Source organism: Massilia sp. NBRC 108631 (assembly GCF_059704565.1).
The window spans coordinates 1-17,125 of sequence record NZ_BAAKJE010000293.1; the positions used below are offsets into that span (position 1 = coordinate 1).

The window sequence follows — 17,125 nt, forward strand, 5'->3', positions numbered from 1 at the left end:
TGTCATAATCTTGCCTTCTGCGGGAGTAGCTCAGTTGGTAGAGCGCAACCTTGCCAAGGTTGAGGTCGAGAGTTCGAGACTCTTCTCCCGCTCCAGAATTCGAAAATAAGGAAACCTCCGGGTTTCCTTTTTTTATGCCGTGCCGGTTTGCAACGGGAGAGCGGTTCCGGCGGGCAAAATGTTTCGTTACAAAGGGCAATATCGTTATACTGATCGCAGCCCTTGCGATGGAGACGAATCCCTATGAATTCAGTTCAACAAGAAATTGACGAACGTAGTAACTTAACCAATTCCAATAAATTTGAACTGCTGCTGTTCCGTCTCGGCGCCGACGCCAATGGCGAACACTCGGAACTGTACGGCATCAACGTCTTCAAGATCCGCGAAATCGTGGCCATGCCGGAAGTGACGGCGGTGGCCGGTTCCTCGCCGCACATGCTGGGCGTGGTCAACCTGCGCGGCCAGATCATTTCCGTCATGGACTTGCCCGGCATCGTCGGCGTGACGCCAAAGACCGGCTTGAACATCATGCTGGTGACCGAATTTGCCCGCACCACGCAGGCCTTCGCGGTCGAGTCGGTGGACGAGATCGTGCGCCTGGACTGGGGCCAGGTGCTGTCGGCCGAAGGCAGCACCGCCGGCGGCATGGTGACCAGCATCGCCCGCCTGGATGGCGACGTCAACAACACCCGCCTGGCGCAGGTGCTGGACGTGGAAACCATCCTGCGCAAGATGGTGCCGACCGACGGCAAGGACGTGGACCCGGAAACCATCGGTCCCAAGCTGCTGCTCAAGCCGGGCACCATCATCCTGGCGGCCGACGACTCGGTGGTGGCGCGCAGCCTGATCGAGCAGGGCCTGACCGCGATGGGCGCGCCCTTTGTGATGACCAAGTCCGGCAAGGAAGCGTGGGAGCGCCTGCAGCATATCGCCGACGGCGCCAAGGCCGAAGGCATCCCGGTGGAAGACCGGGTGTCGCTGGTGCTGACCGACCTGGAAATGCCGGAAATGGACGGCTTCACGCTGACCCGCTTGATCAAGCAGGATGCCCGCTTCAACAAGATCCCGGTGGTGATCCATTCTTCGCTGTCCGGCAAGACCAACGAGGACCACGTGAAGGGTGTCGGCGCCGACGCCTACGTGGCCAAGTTCGTGGCGGAAGACCTGGCTGAAACTATTCGCAAAGTGCTGCACAAGTAATCACATTGCCCGTCAATTAACGCTATCATGGCCTGGTGGTACTTTTCCAACCAACCGGGAGATGACTGTGGCAGCCAAGCAGATTCTGTTGTTGACGGGCGATTTCGCCGAAGATTACGAAACCATGGTGCCGTTCCAGGCACTGCAGATGGTCGGCCACACGGTGCACGCCGTGTGTCCCGGCAAGAAGAGCGGCGAGAAGGTCAAGACCGCGATCCACGACTTCGAGGGCGACCAGACTTATACCGAAAAACCTGGCCACCAGTTCGCCCTGAACGCCAATTTCGACGATGTGCAAGTGTCCGCTTACGACGCGCTCGTGATCGCGGGTGGACGTGCGCCGGAATACCTGCGCCTGAATCCGCGCGTGCTGGACATCATCCAGCAGTTCGCGCAGGCTTCCAAACCGATAGCCGCCGTGTGCCACGGCGCCCAGTTGCTGGCGGCGGCCGGCGTTATCCAGGGCAAGAAGATTTCCTGCTACCCGGCCTGCGCGCCGGAGGTGAAGCTGGCCGGCGCCGAGTATGCCGACATCGCGGTCGACAGCGCCGTCACCGACGGCATCTTCGTCACCGCGCCCGCCTGGCCGGCCCATCCGCAGTGGCTGGGCCAGTTCCTGGCGCGCCTTGGCACGGAAATCAAGCTGTAAGATTGCGCGCGTGGAAGCGCAGATGGTCTTCAATAAAGCTTGAGATGAAGTAGTAGCCGTGGTCGTAGTCCGCGTGACGCCGCAGCAGCAGCGGCTGCGCGGCCTTGCGGCAGGCTTCCTCGAACGCTTCCGGATACAGCTGCTCGGCCAGGAACTTGTCGCCCAGGCCCTGGTCTATCAGGATGCCTTGCGGGAAGGGCGTGCGCGCGGCAGCCATCAGTTCGCTGGCGTCGTGCGCGCGCCATGCGTTCTTGTCCTGGCCCAGGTAGCCGCTGAAGGCTTTCTTGCCCCAAGGGCAGCGGGTGGGCGCGGCTATCGGCGCGAAGGCGGACACCGAACGGAACACGTCCGGCCGCTTCAGCGCCAGCGTCAGCGCGCCGTGGCCGCCCATCGAGTGGCCGAACACGCCCAGGCGGGCCGCATCCACCGGCAGTTCGCGCGCCACCAGCTGGCGCAGTTCATGGATATAGCTTTCCATGCGGTAGTGCTCGCTCCACGGCGCTGCGGTGGCGTCGAGATAGAAACCGGCGCCGGCGCCGAAGTCCCACGCATCCGTTTCACCCGGCACGCCGGCGCCGCGCGGGCTGGTGTCCGGTGCGATCAGGATGACGCCCAACTCGGCGGCCACGCGCTGCGCGCCCGCCTTGATGGGGAAGGTCTCCTCGGTGCAGGTCAGGCCGGCCAGGTAGAACAGCGCGGGCAGGGCCGCACCCTCCTTGTGCGCCGGAATGAAGGCCGAAAAGCGCATCGGCAGGCCGATCGCGCTGCTGCCGTGCTTGTAGAAGCGCTGAACGCCGCCGAAGCAAGCGTGTTCGCTGATGAGTTCCAGCATGGGTTTCCTTCTCGTGCATTGTGGGGAGCCATGATTCTACTCCGGGCTTGGGTGTGACGTGATTTGGCGTATTGCAATAAACTGTGGCTTGATTTTGCATTGGAGGAAACATTTATGCCGGATTTAGTAGTTATCACGGCCGAACTGGCCTGGCCTTTTGCAATTGCCCTGGCCTGGCTGGCAGGCGAGATCATGCACCGCTGGTCGGGCGTGCCGCGCATCAGCGTGTATGGCCTGGTGGGCTTCGCGGTAGCGCAGGCTTTCCCCGAGCTCTACACCAGCGACAGTTCCAGCCCGGTCACCATCCTGGCCAACGTGGCTTTCGGCCTCATCCTGTTCGAATTCGGCTATCGCATCAATCTCAAATGGCTGCGCCTGAACCCGTGGATCGCGGTGACCGGCCTGGTCGAATCGGCCGCCACCTTCGTCGTGGTGTATGTGATCGGCCACCTGTCCGGCATGCCGCCGCTGACCTCGCTGCTGCTGGCCTCGCTGGCCATGTCCAGCTCGCCGGCCGGCGTGCTGCGCGTGATTAACGAGCAGAACAGCGCCGGGCAGGTCACCGAGCGGGTGCTGCACCTGGTGGCCATCAACTGCGTGCTGGCCGTGTTCGTCTATAAAGTGATCGTCGGCGTGTGGGTGTTCCAGACTTCCGGCAGCCTGGGCCAGGCCATTTCGCACAGCGCCATCGAACTGCTGGCCTCGGCCGTGCTGGGCGCCGTGTTCGGCGTGCTGGTGCCGGCCCTGCTGCGCCAGCTGGGCCATGTGCAGCGCGACGGCACGGTGGCGTTCGCGCTGGCGGTGGTGCTGCTGGTGGCGATCACCCACGCGGCCAATCTGTCGCCGGTGCTGGCCACCCTGACGTTCGGCCTGATGGCGCGCCACCGCCGCATTTCCTTCAGCCGCACCGAGCGCAATTTCGGCGCCATCGGCGAGTTGCTGACGGTGCTGCTGTTCGTCTTCGCCGTGACCACGCTGGACTGGGACCGCGTGGTGGCCGGCGCCGGACTGGCCATCGTACTGCTGCTGGCGCGCTTTGTCGTCAAGACTTCGGCGGTGGCGGTGTTCGCCCACGTGGGCGGTGTCACCTGGCGCAAGGGCGCGCTCACCGGCGTGGCGCTGGCGCCAATGTCGGTGTTCGTCATCCTGCTGCTGGAGCAGACCAAGAGCATGGGCATCGTGCTGGTGGACGAGCTGGCCGCGCTGGCCGCGATGACGCTATTAATGGAAGTACTGGGCCCCATCTTTACGCAGTATGCGCTGGTGTGGGCCAATGAAACGCCGCAAGAAGAGGAGGCATAAATGGCGCTTGAACCGTTCAATAATTCCCAGCCGCTCACCATGGGCGTGGAGCTGGAACTGCAGCTGATCAGCCATGCTGACTACGACCTGACCGCGTCCAGCCCCGACCTGCTGCACCTGCTGAACCGCAAGCCCTTCCCGGGCAATGTGACGCCCGAGATCACCGAGAGCATGATCGAGATTAACACCGACGTGCATACCAACCACACCGAGATGGTGGCGCAGCTGCAGCTGATCCGCGACACGCTGGTGCAAGCGTGCGAGAAGCTCAACATCGGCATCTGCGGCGGCGGCACGCACCCGTTCCAGAAATGGTCGGAGCGGCGCATCTTCTCCAAGCCGCGCTTCAAGGAAGTGTCGGCGCTGTACGGCTACCTGGCCAAGCAGTTCACCATCTTCGGCCAGCACGTGCACATCGGCTGCGCCAACGGCGACGACGCGCTGTTCCTGCTGCATTCGCTGAGCCGCTACGTGCCGCACTTCATCGCGCTGTCGGCGTCCTCGCCGTTCGTGCAGGGCGGCGACACGCTGTTCAACTCGGCGCGCCTGAACTCCGTGTTCGCCTTCCCGATGAGCGGCCGCGCGCCGTTCACCCTGAGCTGGGACGACTTCGAGCACGGCTACTTCGCCAAGATGGAGCACACCGGCGTGATCAAGAGCATGAAGGACTTCTACTGGGACATCCGGCCCAAGCCGGAGTACGGCACCATCGAGCTGCGCGTGTGCGACACGCCGCTGACGGTGGAGCGCGCGGCGGCGCTGGCGGTGTACCTGCAGGCGCTGTGCCGCTATCTGCTGGAGCGCAATGAGGCGGCGCCGGAGGAGGACGATTACCTGGTCTACAACTACAACCGCTTCCAGGCCTGCCGCTTCGGGCTGGACGGCACCATCGTGCATCCGAAGACGTATGAAAGCCTGTCGCTGCGCGAAGACATCCTGACCACGCTGCGCAAGATGGAACCGCATGCGGAAGCGCTGGGCGGCAGCGCCGGCCTGGCGCACCTGGTGCAGGTGACCCACACCGGCAGCGACGCCCAGTACCTGCGCGACCAGTTCCGCGAAAGCGGCAGCGTGGAGGGCGTGGTGGACGCGGCGGTGAACCGCTTCCGGGGCTGAACGCCAAGCCGGCCTTCGCCCGATGACCATGTCATCCTTGCGGGCTGGGGCCGTGTTCTATACAAATAGGAAAGTTTTATGCTTCTGAACCGCCCAGCGCGGTTCCTGCAATTTCAGTGGCAGAGCGGCGTAGCTCTACGCTCGCGAGGATGGAGGCATGTGGCTCGGCGCCGTCAGAAGCGCGTCTCACGCGCCACGCGCAGGAAATTGTCCAGGATGGGCGTGCAGTCCAGCAGCTCCACGCCGCCGGCGCGGTGGAACTCCGGGTGCCACTGCAAGCCCATGACGAAGGGCGCCTTGGTGTAGCGGATGGCTTCGACCATGCCGTCCGGCGCGGAGCGGGCTTCCACCGTCATGTCGCGGCCCAGGTTTTTCACCGCCTGGTGGTGGATGGAGTTCACCAGCGCCTGGCCGCTGTGCATCTTCAGCATGCGGCCCAGCGAGGAACCCTCCGGGAACACGATTTCATGCCGGTGGCGGTCGTAGTCGTCATGCACGTGGGCCATCGCGTCCGGCACGTCGGAGGCGATGTCCTGGTACAGCGAGCCGCCGAAGGCCACGTTGATCAGCTGGCAGCCGCGGCAGATGCCCATCACCGGCTTGCCCGCCTCGACGAATTCATGCAGTAGCTCGAGCTCATACATGTCGCGCGCGCGGTCGCCGCTCCATTCCGGGCGGGTTGGCGTTTCGGCGTAGCTTTGCGGCGACACGTCGGCGCCGCCCTGCAGCACCAGGCCGTCCAGGTGGCGCGCGTAGTCGCGCAGGCGGATGTTGGAGGGGTGCAGCAGGCCGTCCGTGTTCACGGTCGGGATCATGAACACCAGCACGTCGCGCGACATGACCCACTGCGCGATGGACTCTTCGAGGTATTGCAGGTTCTTGCTGCGCAGGCCCTTGGCGCCTTCCTCGGGGTGGAAGATGCGCGCCGATATGCCGATGTGCAGCGGGCGCTGGATGATGTGGCGCGTGGCCGCCGCCGCGATGCGCCGGTAGCGCGCCATGATGATGCGGCCCCACAGGCTGAAGACTGTATCGCCTGGATCGAGGTAGCGCGGGGTTCCCAGCTTGTCCCCGTGGCGGCGGTCGTGGCGGCGCTGATCGTGATCTCCCGTACTCATGCAGGCTCCTGTTTATCGCATAGGTGTTTTTACCACACGCAGCAATTCCGGGTCGCCCGGTTTGAGCCCTGCTGATTGCTCAGTGGTTGAAATAGAGGTCGTGCAGGCGGGCCAAACTGACTTCGGCGGCCGGCTGGGACAGCGCCACTCTACCGCCTTGCAGCAGGTAGACGTGATCGGCAATGGCCAGCGCGCGCTCGGTATTCTGCTCCACCAGGACGATGGTGCGGCCCTCCGCCTTGAGCCGCGCCAGGATCCCGAACAATTCGTTTACCACCAGCGGCGCCAGGCCGAGCGAGGGTTCGTCCACGATCAGCAGCTTGGGGTCGGACATCAGGCCGCGCGCCATCGCCAGCATCTGCGCTTCGCCGCCGGACAGCGAGCCGGCCAGCTGCCCGCGCCGCTCGCGCAGGCGCGGGAACATGTCGTAGGCCGCTTCCAGCCGGGTGTTTACGTGCGCGCGGTGCGCCTTGTTGAAGGCGCCCATGATCAGGTTTTCCTCCACATTCATGTCGCGGAACACCATCCGGCCTTCGGGCACCATGGCCAGGCTGCGGTCGGCCATGTCCCAGGTGGGCGTGCCGTCCAGGCGCTTGCCGTGCAGGGTGATCTGCCCTTGCTTTAGCGGCACCAGGCCCATGATGGCGCGCAGCAGGGTCGTCTTGCCGGCGCCGTTCGGGCCGATGATGGTGGTGAGCTGCCCCGGCTGCATGGCCAGCGATACGTCCCACAGCACGTTGATGGCGCCGTAGCCGGCGCGTACGTTGCTCAGTTCAAGCATGGTTCGCCTCCGATCCAGGCCCGGAACCCGTATAGCTCTTGATGACGGCCGGATCGCGGAACACCTCGTCCGGCGTGCCGTCCGCGATCAGTTCCCCAAAATTGAGCACCGCCACGCGCGGACACAGGCTGCTGATGGTTTCGATGTCATGCTCGATAATGACGATGCCCACGCCGAAGCGCTGGTGCATCTCCTTGAGCATGCCCATGAAGCGGCGCTTGCCGCTGGTCTCCAGACCGGCCAGCACTTCGTCGAGCAGCAGCAGCTTGGGACTGGTGGCCAGCGCCTTGGCCACTTCCAGCGCTTTCAGCTCGGTCAGCGACAAACAGGTGGCGGCGTCGCGTCGGGCCTTGCCGGCCAGGCTGGTGAAATCCAGGATCTCGTCGATGCGCGCCGGGTCCACCTTGCCGGTGCCGAAGCGCTGCGCCACCACCAGGTTCTCGCGCACCGTCAGCTCGTGCATGGGTTGCGGGATCTGGAAGGTGCGGCCGATGCCGAGGCGGGCGCGCTGGTACATGGGGGCGCGCATCACGTCGCTGCCGCCGAAGCGGATGCCGCCTGCGGTCGGCTTCACCAGCCCGGAGATGGCGTTGAACAGCGTGGTCTTGCCGGCGCCATTCGGCCCAACCAGGCCGATGACGTCGCTGCTGGCGATTTTCAGCGAGACGGCGTTGACGGCGGTGAGGCCGCCAAAGCGCACCGAGACCCGGTCCAGCTCGAGGGCGGAATCAGCCATTTCTTCTTTTCCTTCCGAATCCGCGCAGCAGCGGCATCAGGCCGTTGGGACTGAGGACGATCATCAGCACCAGGAGCACGCCCAGCACCAGCTGGTGGCCTGTGGGCAGCAGTTCCTTGAACAGCAGTTGGTCGGCCAGCGATACGAACAGCGCGCCCGCGACCGGACCCACGATGGTGCGGTAGCCGCCGAAAATGGCCGCCACGATGGGCAGCGTCACCCACAGGCCGTGGAAGGCGTAGTCCGGTTCCAGGAAGTTGATGGTATGCGCGTTAAAGGCGCCCACCACGCCCGCCATGAAGGCCGAGACCATGAGCATGGCCGCCTTGAGCAGGGTGCTGTTGACGCCCACCACGCGGGTGGCGTCTTCGCTATCGTGCATGGCGCGCAGGGCCAGGCCGTAGTGGCTGGCGCGGATGGCGGCGTAGATGAAGGCGAATGCCACCACGATGGTGAGGATGACGAGGTAGGCGCCGGCCTTGCCGCTGAAGTCGTAGCCGGCCAGCGTGGGCAGCGCGGGAATGTTGGCCAGCCCGCCCGCGCCGCGCGTGACCGAGGTCCATTCGGTGGCGATGATGCGGAAGATGTGGGCGTAGGCCAGGATGGCGAGCGCAAAGTAGGGACCGCGCAGCCGCAGCACCGGCAGCATGGCGATGGAGGCCGCCGCCGCGCCCACGCCGCCCAGCAGCATGGACGGCAGCACCGGCACGCCCAGGCGCATACTGCACAGCGCGGACACGTAGGCGCCCACGCCGAAGAAGGCCGAGTGGCCGAAGCTGATCATGCCGCCGAGGTTGCCCAGCAACGCCCAGGACAGCGCCACGCCGCCGATCACCAGTGCGGCGACGATGGTGCTCATCACGTAGTGGTTGCCGGACAGCGTGAGCGGCACCACCAGGTAGGCCAGGATCAGCGCGGACAGCACGCCGTTGTTGATCTTCATCCGCGCCTCCTTGCTGCGCCGAACAGGCCGTTGGGCATGACGAACAGCACCAGCAGGAACAGCGACATGCCGGCCAGCTCCTGCAGCGCGGAACTGGCCAGCGTGACGGTGAGCGCTTCGCACACGCCCAGCAGCACGGCGCCCAGCAGCACGCCGGGGATCGAGCCTACGCCGGCCAGCACGGTGATGATGAAGGCCTTGACCGTGAGCGCGCTGCCATAAGAGGGCTGGATGACGCCGTAGCTGAACAGCGCCACGCCCGCGAACGCGGCCAGGATGCCGGCAACGATGAAGGACACCAGCTCCACCTTGCCAGGGTTGATGCCCATCAGTTTGGCGGCGTCGCGGTTGCTGGAGACGGCGCGCAGCGCGCGGCCGTACCAGCTGCGCGAAAGCCACCACCACAGGCCTGCCATCAGCGCCAGGCTGACGCCGAAGAAGATCAATTCGCTGCGCATGCTGTACAGCGGGCCGACCACGAAGGCTTCCTGCAGCCAGCTGGAATTGGTGGTGCGGATGTCGGCCTTCCAGATCAGCAGGATGGCGTTGGTGAGGATGACGCCGATGCCGTAGGTGAGGATCAGGGAATTGATCTCGCGGTCCTTCCTGATGCGGTTGACGATCCAGTACACGCACACCGACGCGAAGCTGACCAGCACCAGCGCCAGCGGAATGGCGAACACGGGGCCGAGGCCGGCCTTGGCCTCGACCGTGTAGGCAAGGTAGGCGGCCAGCAGCACCAGTTCGCCGTGCGCGAGGTTGATGATCTTCATAGTGCCGAACACCAGCGCCAGGCCAAGCGCGATCAGCGCGTACGAGCCGCCTTGCAGCAGGCCGGAATACAACGCCTGGAGAATCAGCTCAGTCATTGCCAGGGCACGGCCGGGTAGGCGATCTTGCCGGTGGCGTTGGCCTTCGGCCACACGATGACGATCTTCTTGTCCTGGTGCTGGCCCATGCGGTGCACGAAATTGGGGTTGTCGCCGTTGGCGGAGAACTGCACGCGGCCGATCAGCGTTTCACGGTTGGTCTTGCGCATTTCCTCGGCGATGCCGCCGGATTTCACGCTGCCCTTGTCGGCCGCGCGCGCGATGGCTTCGAACAGCAGCATCGACTGCACGTAGCCGAACTGGCCCAGGTAGTCCGGCTCCTTCTTGTAGAGCTGCTTGTAGGTTTCCGAGAAGGCTTTGCCGTCGGCGCTTTCAAAGGTGGCGGGGAAGGGCAGCAGCGCGGTGCCGAACACATTCGGCATCAGGTCGGGGAATTCGGCGGCCATCTTGGGCGTGGCCAGCGACCACACGCCGACCATGGCTTTCAGGTTGGGCTTGAGCACGCGCGCGGCGCGCAGGATGCCGACGTAGTCGTTCTCGTAGCCGGACATCAGCACCAGTTCGGACTTGTCCTGCAGCTTGACTTTGTTGATGATGGGCTTGAAGTCGGTGATGGCCGGGTCGAACGAGTGCGAGGCGGCCTTGATGCCTTTCGATTCCAGCACTTTCTGGATAGACTTGGCCAGGTCGGAAGTGGCTTCCTTGGTGGAGTAGATGATGGAGACGGATTTCGCGCCGACGTCGTCTATCAGCCCGAGCACGGCTTTTTCGTAGCCGGCGGTGTTATTGATGCGGAAAAAATTCTTGCGCCCGCTGGTGACCAGGCTGTCGTCCACGCCGCCGGAGGTGATGTAGACCAGGTTCAGTTTATTGGCCGCGTCGGACGCGGGGGCGATGTTGTTGGAGCCGTAGCCGCCGGTGATGGCGACCACGCCCTGGCTGTGCAGCTTTTCGACGGCGGCGATGGCTTTGGCCGGCGCCGACTCGTCGTCCACGGTGATGATCTTGATCTTGTGTTTGCCGTTGGTCTTGTTGAACACCTCGGCCGCCACCATGACGCCTTCCTGCATGCCGGCGCCGACGCGGGCCAGCGAACCGGTAAGGGGCAGTTCGGCGCCAACCAGGAATTCCTCGGCGCGCGCGGCGCCTGCGAGTGCTGCCGACATCAGCGACGCCAGGGCGATCTTCTTGTACAGGCTTTTCATTTTTTGGTCTCCGGGGTTTGCGCCATTTCTTGTCCTAATCCTTGTGCCAGTTGGCGTAGCTGGCCTTTGAGTATCTTGCCGGTTGCTGCTGCCGGCAAGGCGTGCATGGGGATGATGCGGGTGGGGCATTTGTAGGGCGATAGCGCTGCGGACAGGTAGGCGTGCAATTCGTCGATCAGTTCTCCTATCGGCGCCTCGTCCAGGTCCGGCCCGGTTGCCGCGTGGCTGCCCGCGCTGGCGGCATGGCGCGGGCCGAGCTCAACGTAGGCGATGACTTCCTCGTCTCCGCCGGCCGCGGCGCGGCCGACCACGGCCGACTGGGCGACGGCGGGGTGGGCGTTCAGCACGGTCTCCACTTCGAGCGGATAGACGTTGAAACCGGATCGGATGATCAGTTCCTTGGTGCGGCCGACGATGAACAGCGCACCGTCGGAGTCCTGGCGGGCGACGTCGCCGGTGTTCAGCCAGCCATCGGCATCGATGGCGGCGGCGGTGAGGGCGGGTTCCTTGTAGTAGCCGAGCATCACGTTCGGTCCGCGCACCCACAGTTCGCCGGCTGCCGCCTGCGAGGCGCCGGCTTTGGAGCCGTCTGCCGGGACGATGCGGGTTTCCACGCCGGGGATGGGATAGCCGACCGAGGTGTCGCTGCGCGGCGCATCCAGGCGCGTCTGGCTGATAGTGGGCGAGCTCTCGGTCATGCCGTAGCCGTTGTGCAGCGGCTGGCCGAGCAGTGCTTCCACCTTGCGCTTGAGTACAGGATCGAGCGGTGAGCCGCCCGCGTACGCGAAGCGCAGGCTGGCGCCCAGCGCAGCATGGACCGCGCCGCCCGTGTCGATGGCCGTGCCTTGCAGGCCGACGGCTTCCAGCAGCCGCGCGTACATTGCAGGCACGCCCTGCAGTATGGTCAGCCGTTCTGCGCGCAAGGCGTGCAGCAGCGCGTCGACACTGAAGCGTGGCTGCAGGTACAGGCAGGCGCCCGCGTACAGGGTGCCGAGCATGACGGAGGCCAGGCCGTAGACGTGCGAAATCGGCAGCACGCCGTAGGCCCGGTCGGCTGGCGTGAGGCCGCGCAGGGTGCTGGACACTGCGGCGATGAACAGCAGATTGCGGTGCGACAGCATCACGCCCTTGGACTGGCCCGTGGTGCCGGTGGTGTAGATCAGTGCCGCCGCTTGCTGCGCGCTGAACGGTTCACCCGCAGCCACCGGCTCGGGCGCGGCCGCAGACGCGTCGTTCAGCGGACCAGTCATCCACTCCCCGAACTGGCACGTCTCGCGCCGCGCTCCGTGCCGCTCGCCGTGCGCCGCCGCTTCCGGCGACACGCCGCTGCAATAGATCACGCGCCGCGCGCCCGAATGCTCGCGGAACTGGTCGATCTCGCGCGCCGACAAGCGGCTGTTGGCGTTGACGACCCACGCATCGATGCTCGCGGCCGCGAAAATCAGCGCCACCTGCGCCACCGAATTCTCCGCTACCACCATCAGGCGGTCGCCGGGCCGCACACCCAGGCCGCGCAGGCGCTCGGCAGTCGCGTCCACCGCAGCCACCAGCTCGCCATATGTCCATACCCGGCGCTGCGGCGCGGTGCCGGCGGCGCCGGCCGGCGCTACTTCGCACAACGCCGGCGCATCCGGCGCGAGCGATGCCCAGCGGCGTGGGATGTCGCTGATGCGCGCGGGCAGGCTGGCGAGGAGGGCGGCGATGTCCATCAGCGCTGCGCCGCCTTGATCATATTGCGCGCGATGACGATCTGCTGGATCTGCGACGTGCCCTCGTAAATCCTGAACAGCCGCACGTCGCGGTAAAACCGCTCCGCCGCGTATTCAGAAACGTAGCCGGCGCCGCCATGGATCTGCACCGAGCGGTCCGCCACCCGCCCGCACATCTCGGAGGCGAACAGCTTGCAGCATGACGCCTCGGTGGAGATATCTTCCTTGTTGTCGCGCTTGCGCGCCGCATCCAGCACCATGCACCTGGCCGCGTAGATCTCCGCCTTGCTGTCGGCCAGCATGGCCTGGATCAGCTGGAAGTCCGCGATGGCGTGGCCGAACTGCTCGCGCTCCATGGCATAGCGCAGCGCGTCCTCCAGCATGCGCTCGGCCGCGCCCACGCACACCGCCGCGATATGCAGCCGGCCCTTGTCCAGCACCTTCATGGCCGTCTTGAAGCCCACCCCTTCCTTGCCGCCGATGAGGTTCTCCACCGGCACGCGGCAGTTCTCGAAGATCACGTCGCAGGTGTGCGCGCCGCGCTGGCCCATCTTCTTGTCGATCTTGCCCAGCGTGAGGCCGGGCGTGCCGCGCTCGACGATGAAGGCCGAGATGGCGCCGGCTCCCTTGCGCGTGGCGTCGGTGCGCGCCATCACCGTATAGATGCTGGCTTCCGGCGCGTTGGTGATGTAACGCTTGGTGCCGTTCAGGATGTAATGGTCGCCGTCCCGCACCGCGGAGGTGCGCAGCGACGCCGCGTCCGAGCCCGAGCCCGGTTCGGTCAGGGCGAACGAGCCGATGATCTCGCCTGCCGCCAGTTTGGGCAGGTAGTGCCGCTTCTGCTCTTCCGTGCCGTCGATGACGATGCCCTGCGAGCCGATGCCGTTGTTGGTGCCGATCAGCGAGCGGAAGGCCGGCGAAGTGTAGGCGATCTCGAACGCCACCTGCACTTCCTCTTCCATGGTCAGCTGCAGGCCGCCGTAAGCTTCCGGGATGGAGAGCCCGAACAAGCCCAGCTCGCGCATCTGCGCCACCACGGCCGGCGGGATCTGGTCCGTCTCCGCCACTTCCTGCTCGTGCGGCAGCAGCACCTCGCGTACGAAGCGGCGCACGCTGTCGAGCAGCAGGTTCAGGGTTTCTTCGTCGCGTATCATGTTTCTTCCATAAATTGCTCAGCCCCGGCCGAGTATCGTGTCGATGCGGCGCACCAGCTGCACCAGTTTCGGGCCCAGGTCTTGCTCCAGCCGCGCGTGCGACAGCAGAAAAGCCGGCCCGCCGCAGTTGAAGGCCATCACCTGTTCGCCGTCCAGGCCCAGCACCGGCACGCCCACCGCGTGCACGTCGCCCTGCCATTCGCCGGCGGACATGCAAAAGCCCCGGTCCTGGTAATCCTTGAAGCCTTGCTCCACGCCGGCCTTGACCTGCGGCCAGTTGGCCTGGTCGCGCTGGCGTACGCGGTCCAGCAGGTAGTTGCGCTCCGCCTCCGGCAGCACGCACAGCAAGGCCTTGCCCATGGCGGTGGTCGCCATCGGAATGCGCGCGCCCACGTCCAGCCGCAGCGTGACATTGGCGCTGCTGCGGCAGCTTTCCACGTAGACCATGCTGAGCCGGTCGCGCGCGCCCAGCGACACCGACGCCTGCGCATACTCGGCCAGTTGTTCCATCAGCGGGCGCGCCAGCTTGCGCAAGTCCATGGCCGACAGCATGCGGTAGCCGAGCGCCAGCACGCCGGCGCCCAGCTGGTATTTGCCCAGCGATTCGGAATAGTTCAGATAACCCAGCGTGGTGAGCGTATGCGTCAGCCGCGACACGGTGGGCTTGGGCAGCGAGCTGCGCTTGGCCAGCTCGGCGTTGGTCAGATACACTTCGCCGGGTCCGAAGCAGCGCAGCAGTTCCAGCCCGCGCGCCAAGGCATGGACGAACTGCCTGTCCTTGGTGTCGTCGTCGCTGAACACTTCGATCTCGTCGTGCATGCAGGGCCCCGGTGTGATCCAGGCGCCAAGTTTGACAAGCTGCAACGGACCTGTCAATCGTTTTGTGAAACAGTGGTTTGCAGAGCGAAACACTGCCGCAGCAGCTTGACGGCTTCCTCCTGCTCAACCTGCGGGAAGCGCTTGTAATACTGGCTTACGGCGGCGAAATCCATGGGCGCGTGCAGGCAGACCACGCGGTCGGCCAGTTCCCCGATGCGCTGCAGCGACTGCGGCGCGGCCACCGGCACGGCGGCAAGCAGTTCCAGCGGCAGCGCGGCCCGCACCGCGCCCAGGGCGGCCGCCATGGTGGCGCCGGTGGCCAGCCCGTCGTCGACAATGACCACATGGCGCCCGCAGGGATCGGACGGCGGCCGGCTGCCGCTGTAGTCGGCCCGGCGCTGGCGCAGCACGGCCAATTGCTCGCGGGCGCATTGCTCCAGCCAGGCGCGGCTGGCCTCGGTCATCGGATAATCCGGGCCGACCAGGCGCTGGCCGCGTTCGTCGATGGCGCCGATGGCGTATTCGGGGTCGAAAGGGGAGGACAGCTTGCGCACCAGCACCACGTCCAGTTCGCCGTGCAGTTGCCGCGCCAGCACCGCGCCGATGGGGATGGCGCCGCGTGGTATCGCCAGGATCAGCGGGTGATGCAGGCGCAGCTGCTGCAAGCGCTGCGCCAGCTGGCGCGCGGCATCCTTGCGGTCCTTGAACAGATAAGGGGAGGGCATGCGGCCTCGCTATGCAGTAGTCCTTTCAGACAGCATAGCGCGGCGAACGCGCGGCGTCAGGCTTTGATGTTGATCAGCGTGCCGATGCGTTCGTCGGCCGCCTGGATGACTTTGGCGTTCAGGTCGAAGCTGGCCTTATAGACCAGGGCGTTGCTGATTTCGCTGGCCAGGCCGGTGCCGCTGCCGGCGTTGGCGGCGGCTTCGGACGCAGCCAGTCCACGGCCTTGCGCGGACAGGGTGACGCCGGTGCCGCCCGGGCTGGACTCGTGGAATTGCGCCTGTTGGGGCTGGAAGCCCTGCGTGCTGGCGTTGGCAACATTGTGCGCCGCTACACCCAGCGCCTGCTGGTTCGCGGTGAGGCCGGAAGCCCCGGCACTGAGGGCGGATACACTCATGGTCTTTCCCTTGGGCAATGGCTTCCAGTGTACCCCGTCCAGATGCGTCCCGCAATCGCCTGACAGCAACTGTTGCCACAAAAAAAGGCAGCAGTTTTAGCGTTCTGGTATTGCCTTTGGAAAACTTGGCCCGCAGAATTGAGCCATTGTCCCGTTCGATCCCTGGAGCCGCATCATCGACACCGCCGCGTTCAGTTTGCGCCACCGCAGCCTTGCCGCCCTGGCGTTTTCCCTCTGCTGCACGCTCCAGCCCGCCCATGGCGCCACGCCGCGTTCCTTGCCGCCTTCGCAACTGAACGAGCAGGTCATGATGATACCGGCCGGGCCGGGACAGGGCGTGTCGCTGGAAACCACGGTGTTCAAGCCGGATGGCGACGGCCCGTTTCCGTTGTTGGTGATCAACCACGGCAAGGCGCCCGGCGACCCCAAAATGCAGCAGCGCGACCGTTTCGTGCACATGGCCAGCGCCTTTGTGCGGCGGGGCTATGCGGTCATGGTGCCGATGCGGACCGGCTTTGCCCATTCCACCGGGCGCTACATCGACCACGGCTGCGACATGACCGCCAACGGCTACACCCAGGCCAACGATGTGCGCGACGTGATCCGCCATGCGCGTGGCCTGGACTGGGTCGACGCGCAGCGCATCGTGGTGGCGGGCCAGTCTTACGGCGGCCTGGCGACCATGGCCCTGGCCACGCAGGGGATTCCCGGCGTGCGCGGCGTGATGAATTTCGCCGGCGGCCTGCGCGTGCACGGCGGCCCATGCGACTGGCAGGGCGCGCTGGTGCGCGCTTTCGGCGACTACGGCCGGCGCAGCAAGGTGGCCAGCCTGTGGATGTACGGCGCCAACGATTCCTACTTCGGCCCGGAACTGGTGGACCGCATGCACCAGGCATACACCCGGGCGGGCGGCAAGGCGCAGCTGGTGGCCTATGGCGACTTCAAACGCGACGCGCACACCATGCTGGCCAGCCGCGAAGGCGAGAAAGTGTGGCTGCCGGAAGCCGAACGCTTCCTGGCGCGCATCGGCATGCCGGTGCGGGAGAAGTTTGCTGTTGCGGCCGAGGCGCCGGTGCAAGCGCCCACCGAGTATGCCGCGCTGGACGACGTGGAAGCCATTCCCTACCTGGCGGGCAAGGGCCGCGCCGAATATAAGGCCTTCCTGCAGCGGCAGATGCCGCGCGCCTTCGCCGTCTCGCCCACCGGCGCGTGGGGCTGGGCCGAGGAGGGCGAAGACCCGCGCGGCAGCGCGCTGGCCGCTTGCCAGACCAAGAGCCCGCAGCCCTGCCAGCTCTATTCGGTGGACGACTACGTGGTGTGGCGCGCCGTGGCCAGCACCGGGCGCACCGAATAGCGGGTTTGTATTTCAATGTATCCGGCGCGTACACCAATACAGGGCATTACACAATCGTCCAGATTCCCACACACGGCTGATACATAGGCGGATTATCATTTCTTCCATAGGTTGCTTACAACGAAGAGGGGAGAAAAAATGATGGTCAACGAAGTCAATCAGCAACGCCGCCGCTTCTTTGGTACCGCCGCCGCAGCTCTGGCGGTTGCGCAATTTGGGCTGAGCGGCGGCGCCGCCGCGCAGGCGGCCGGGTGGCA

Annotated in this window: 17 protein-coding genes and 1 tRNA gene; 6 read left to right on the forward strand and 12 right to left on the reverse strand. The window is 65.5% G+C overall.

Annotated features, from left to right (window positions below):
* Window positions 1-19: 19 nt before the first annotated feature.
* The 3 genes from AC6H42_RS31680 (at window position 20) to AC6H42_RS31690 (ending at window position 1,849) form a co-directional block, all read left to right on the forward strand.
* Window positions 20-95 (forward strand) — tRNA-Gly (locus AC6H42_RS31680).
* Between the two features lie 148 nt (window positions 96-243).
* Window positions 244-1,200 (forward strand): chemotaxis protein, encoded by a 957-nt coding sequence (locus tag AC6H42_RS31685; protein ID WP_057154864.1) that lies wholly within the window; start codon window positions 244-246, stop codon window positions 1,198-1,200.
* A gap of 67 nt (window positions 1,201-1,267) precedes the next feature.
* Entirely contained in the window at window positions 1,268-1,849 is a 582-nt protein-coding gene (locus AC6H42_RS31690) for a DJ-1/PfpI family protein (RefSeq protein WP_057154927.1), read from the forward strand.
* On the opposite strand, the gene fghA is transcribed toward AC6H42_RS31690, so the two are convergent.
* Entirely contained in the window at window positions 1,839-2,681 is an 843-nt protein-coding gene (gene fghA, locus AC6H42_RS31695) for an S-formylglutathione hydrolase (protein ID WP_497549802.1), read from the reverse strand. The two genes, AC6H42_RS31690 and fghA, sit on opposite strands and share 11 nt — an antisense overlap.
* Before the next feature lie 114 nt (window positions 2,682-2,795).
* On the opposite strand from fghA, the gene AC6H42_RS31700 reads away from it, so the two are divergent.
* Complete coding sequence (locus tag AC6H42_RS31700; RefSeq protein WP_057154866.1) at window positions 2,796-3,983, forward strand: cation:proton antiporter; 1,188 nt, start codon at window positions 2,796-2,798, stop codon at window positions 3,981-3,983.
* Window positions 3,984-5,099, forward strand: a complete 1,116-nt coding sequence (locus tag AC6H42_RS31705; RefSeq protein WP_057154867.1) for a YbdK family carboxylate-amine ligase — start codon at window positions 3,984-3,986, stop codon at window positions 5,097-5,099.
* A gap of 173 nt (window positions 5,100-5,272) precedes the next feature.
* Here AC6H42_RS31705 and AC6H42_RS31710 read toward each other — a convergent pair whose 3' ends face one another.
* The 11 genes from AC6H42_RS31710 to AC6H42_RS31760 form a co-directional block, all read right to left on the reverse strand.
* Complete coding sequence (locus AC6H42_RS31710) at window positions 5,273-6,217, reverse strand: gamma-glutamyl-gamma-aminobutyrate hydrolase family protein (RefSeq protein WP_057154868.1); 945 nt, start codon at window positions 6,215-6,217, stop codon at window positions 5,273-5,275.
* Window positions 6,218-6,296: 79 nt separating this feature from the next.
* Window positions 6,297-6,998 (reverse strand): ABC transporter ATP-binding protein, encoded by a 702-nt coding sequence (locus tag AC6H42_RS31715; protein WP_497549803.1) that lies wholly within the window; start codon window positions 6,996-6,998, stop codon window positions 6,297-6,299.
* Window positions 6,991-7,734 carry an ABC transporter ATP-binding protein gene (locus AC6H42_RS31720; RefSeq protein ID WP_497549804.1) on the reverse strand — a complete coding sequence of 248 codons (744 nt, stop codon included), beginning with the start codon at window positions 7,732-7,734 and terminating at the stop codon, window positions 6,991-6,993. Before AC6H42_RS31720 ends, AC6H42_RS31715 begins: the two co-directional genes overlap by 8 nt.
* Entirely contained in the window at window positions 7,727-8,677 is a 951-nt protein-coding gene (locus AC6H42_RS31725) for a branched-chain amino acid ABC transporter permease (RefSeq protein WP_057154871.1), read from the reverse strand. Before AC6H42_RS31725 ends, AC6H42_RS31720 begins: the two co-directional genes overlap by 8 nt.
* On the reverse strand, window positions 8,674-9,546 hold the full coding sequence (locus AC6H42_RS31730; RefSeq protein ID WP_057154872.1) for a branched-chain amino acid ABC transporter permease: 873 nt from the start codon (window positions 9,544-9,546) through the stop codon (window positions 8,674-8,676). The genes AC6H42_RS31725 and AC6H42_RS31730 overlap by 4 nt, the downstream gene beginning before the upstream one ends.
* On the reverse strand, window positions 9,543-10,712 hold the full coding sequence (locus AC6H42_RS31735; RefSeq protein ID WP_057154873.1) for an ABC transporter substrate-binding protein: 1,170 nt from the start codon (window positions 10,710-10,712) through the stop codon (window positions 9,543-9,545). The genes AC6H42_RS31730 and AC6H42_RS31735 overlap by 4 nt, the downstream gene beginning before the upstream one ends.
* Complete coding sequence (locus AC6H42_RS31740; RefSeq protein WP_497549805.1) at window positions 10,709-12,421, reverse strand: class I adenylate-forming enzyme family protein; 1,713 nt, start codon at window positions 12,419-12,421, stop codon at window positions 10,709-10,711. Before AC6H42_RS31740 ends, AC6H42_RS31735 begins: the two co-directional genes overlap by 4 nt.
* Window positions 12,421-13,575, reverse strand: coding sequence for an acyl-CoA dehydrogenase family protein (locus AC6H42_RS31745; protein ID WP_057154875.1), 1,155 nt, complete (start codon window positions 13,573-13,575; stop codon window positions 12,421-12,423). The genes AC6H42_RS31740 and AC6H42_RS31745 overlap by 1 nt, the downstream gene beginning before the upstream one ends.
* An 18-nt stretch (window positions 13,576-13,593) precedes the next feature.
* Complete coding sequence (locus AC6H42_RS31750) at window positions 13,594-14,394, reverse strand: IclR family transcriptional regulator (RefSeq protein ID WP_057154876.1); 801 nt, start codon at window positions 14,392-14,394, stop codon at window positions 13,594-13,596.
* A gap of 53 nt (window positions 14,395-14,447) precedes the next feature.
* The gene (locus AC6H42_RS31755) at window positions 14,448-15,119 is read right to left on the reverse strand and encodes a phosphoribosyltransferase (protein WP_057154877.1); all 672 of its coding nucleotides are present in this window, start codon (window positions 15,117-15,119) and stop codon (window positions 14,448-14,450) included.
* 56 nt (window positions 15,120-15,175) lie between these two features.
* The gene (locus AC6H42_RS31760) at window positions 15,176-15,514 is read right to left on the reverse strand and encodes a flagellar basal body protein (protein ID WP_057154878.1); all 339 of its coding nucleotides are present in this window, start codon (window positions 15,512-15,514) and stop codon (window positions 15,176-15,178) included.
* A gap of 307 nt (window positions 15,515-15,821) precedes the next feature.
* Between AC6H42_RS31760 and AC6H42_RS31765 the strand changes: the two genes are divergently transcribed.
* Window positions 15,822-16,868, forward strand: coding sequence for a dienelactone hydrolase family protein (locus tag AC6H42_RS31765; protein WP_497549806.1), 1,047 nt, complete (start codon window positions 15,822-15,824; stop codon window positions 16,866-16,868).
* Window positions 16,869-17,125 lie beyond the last annotated feature (257 nt).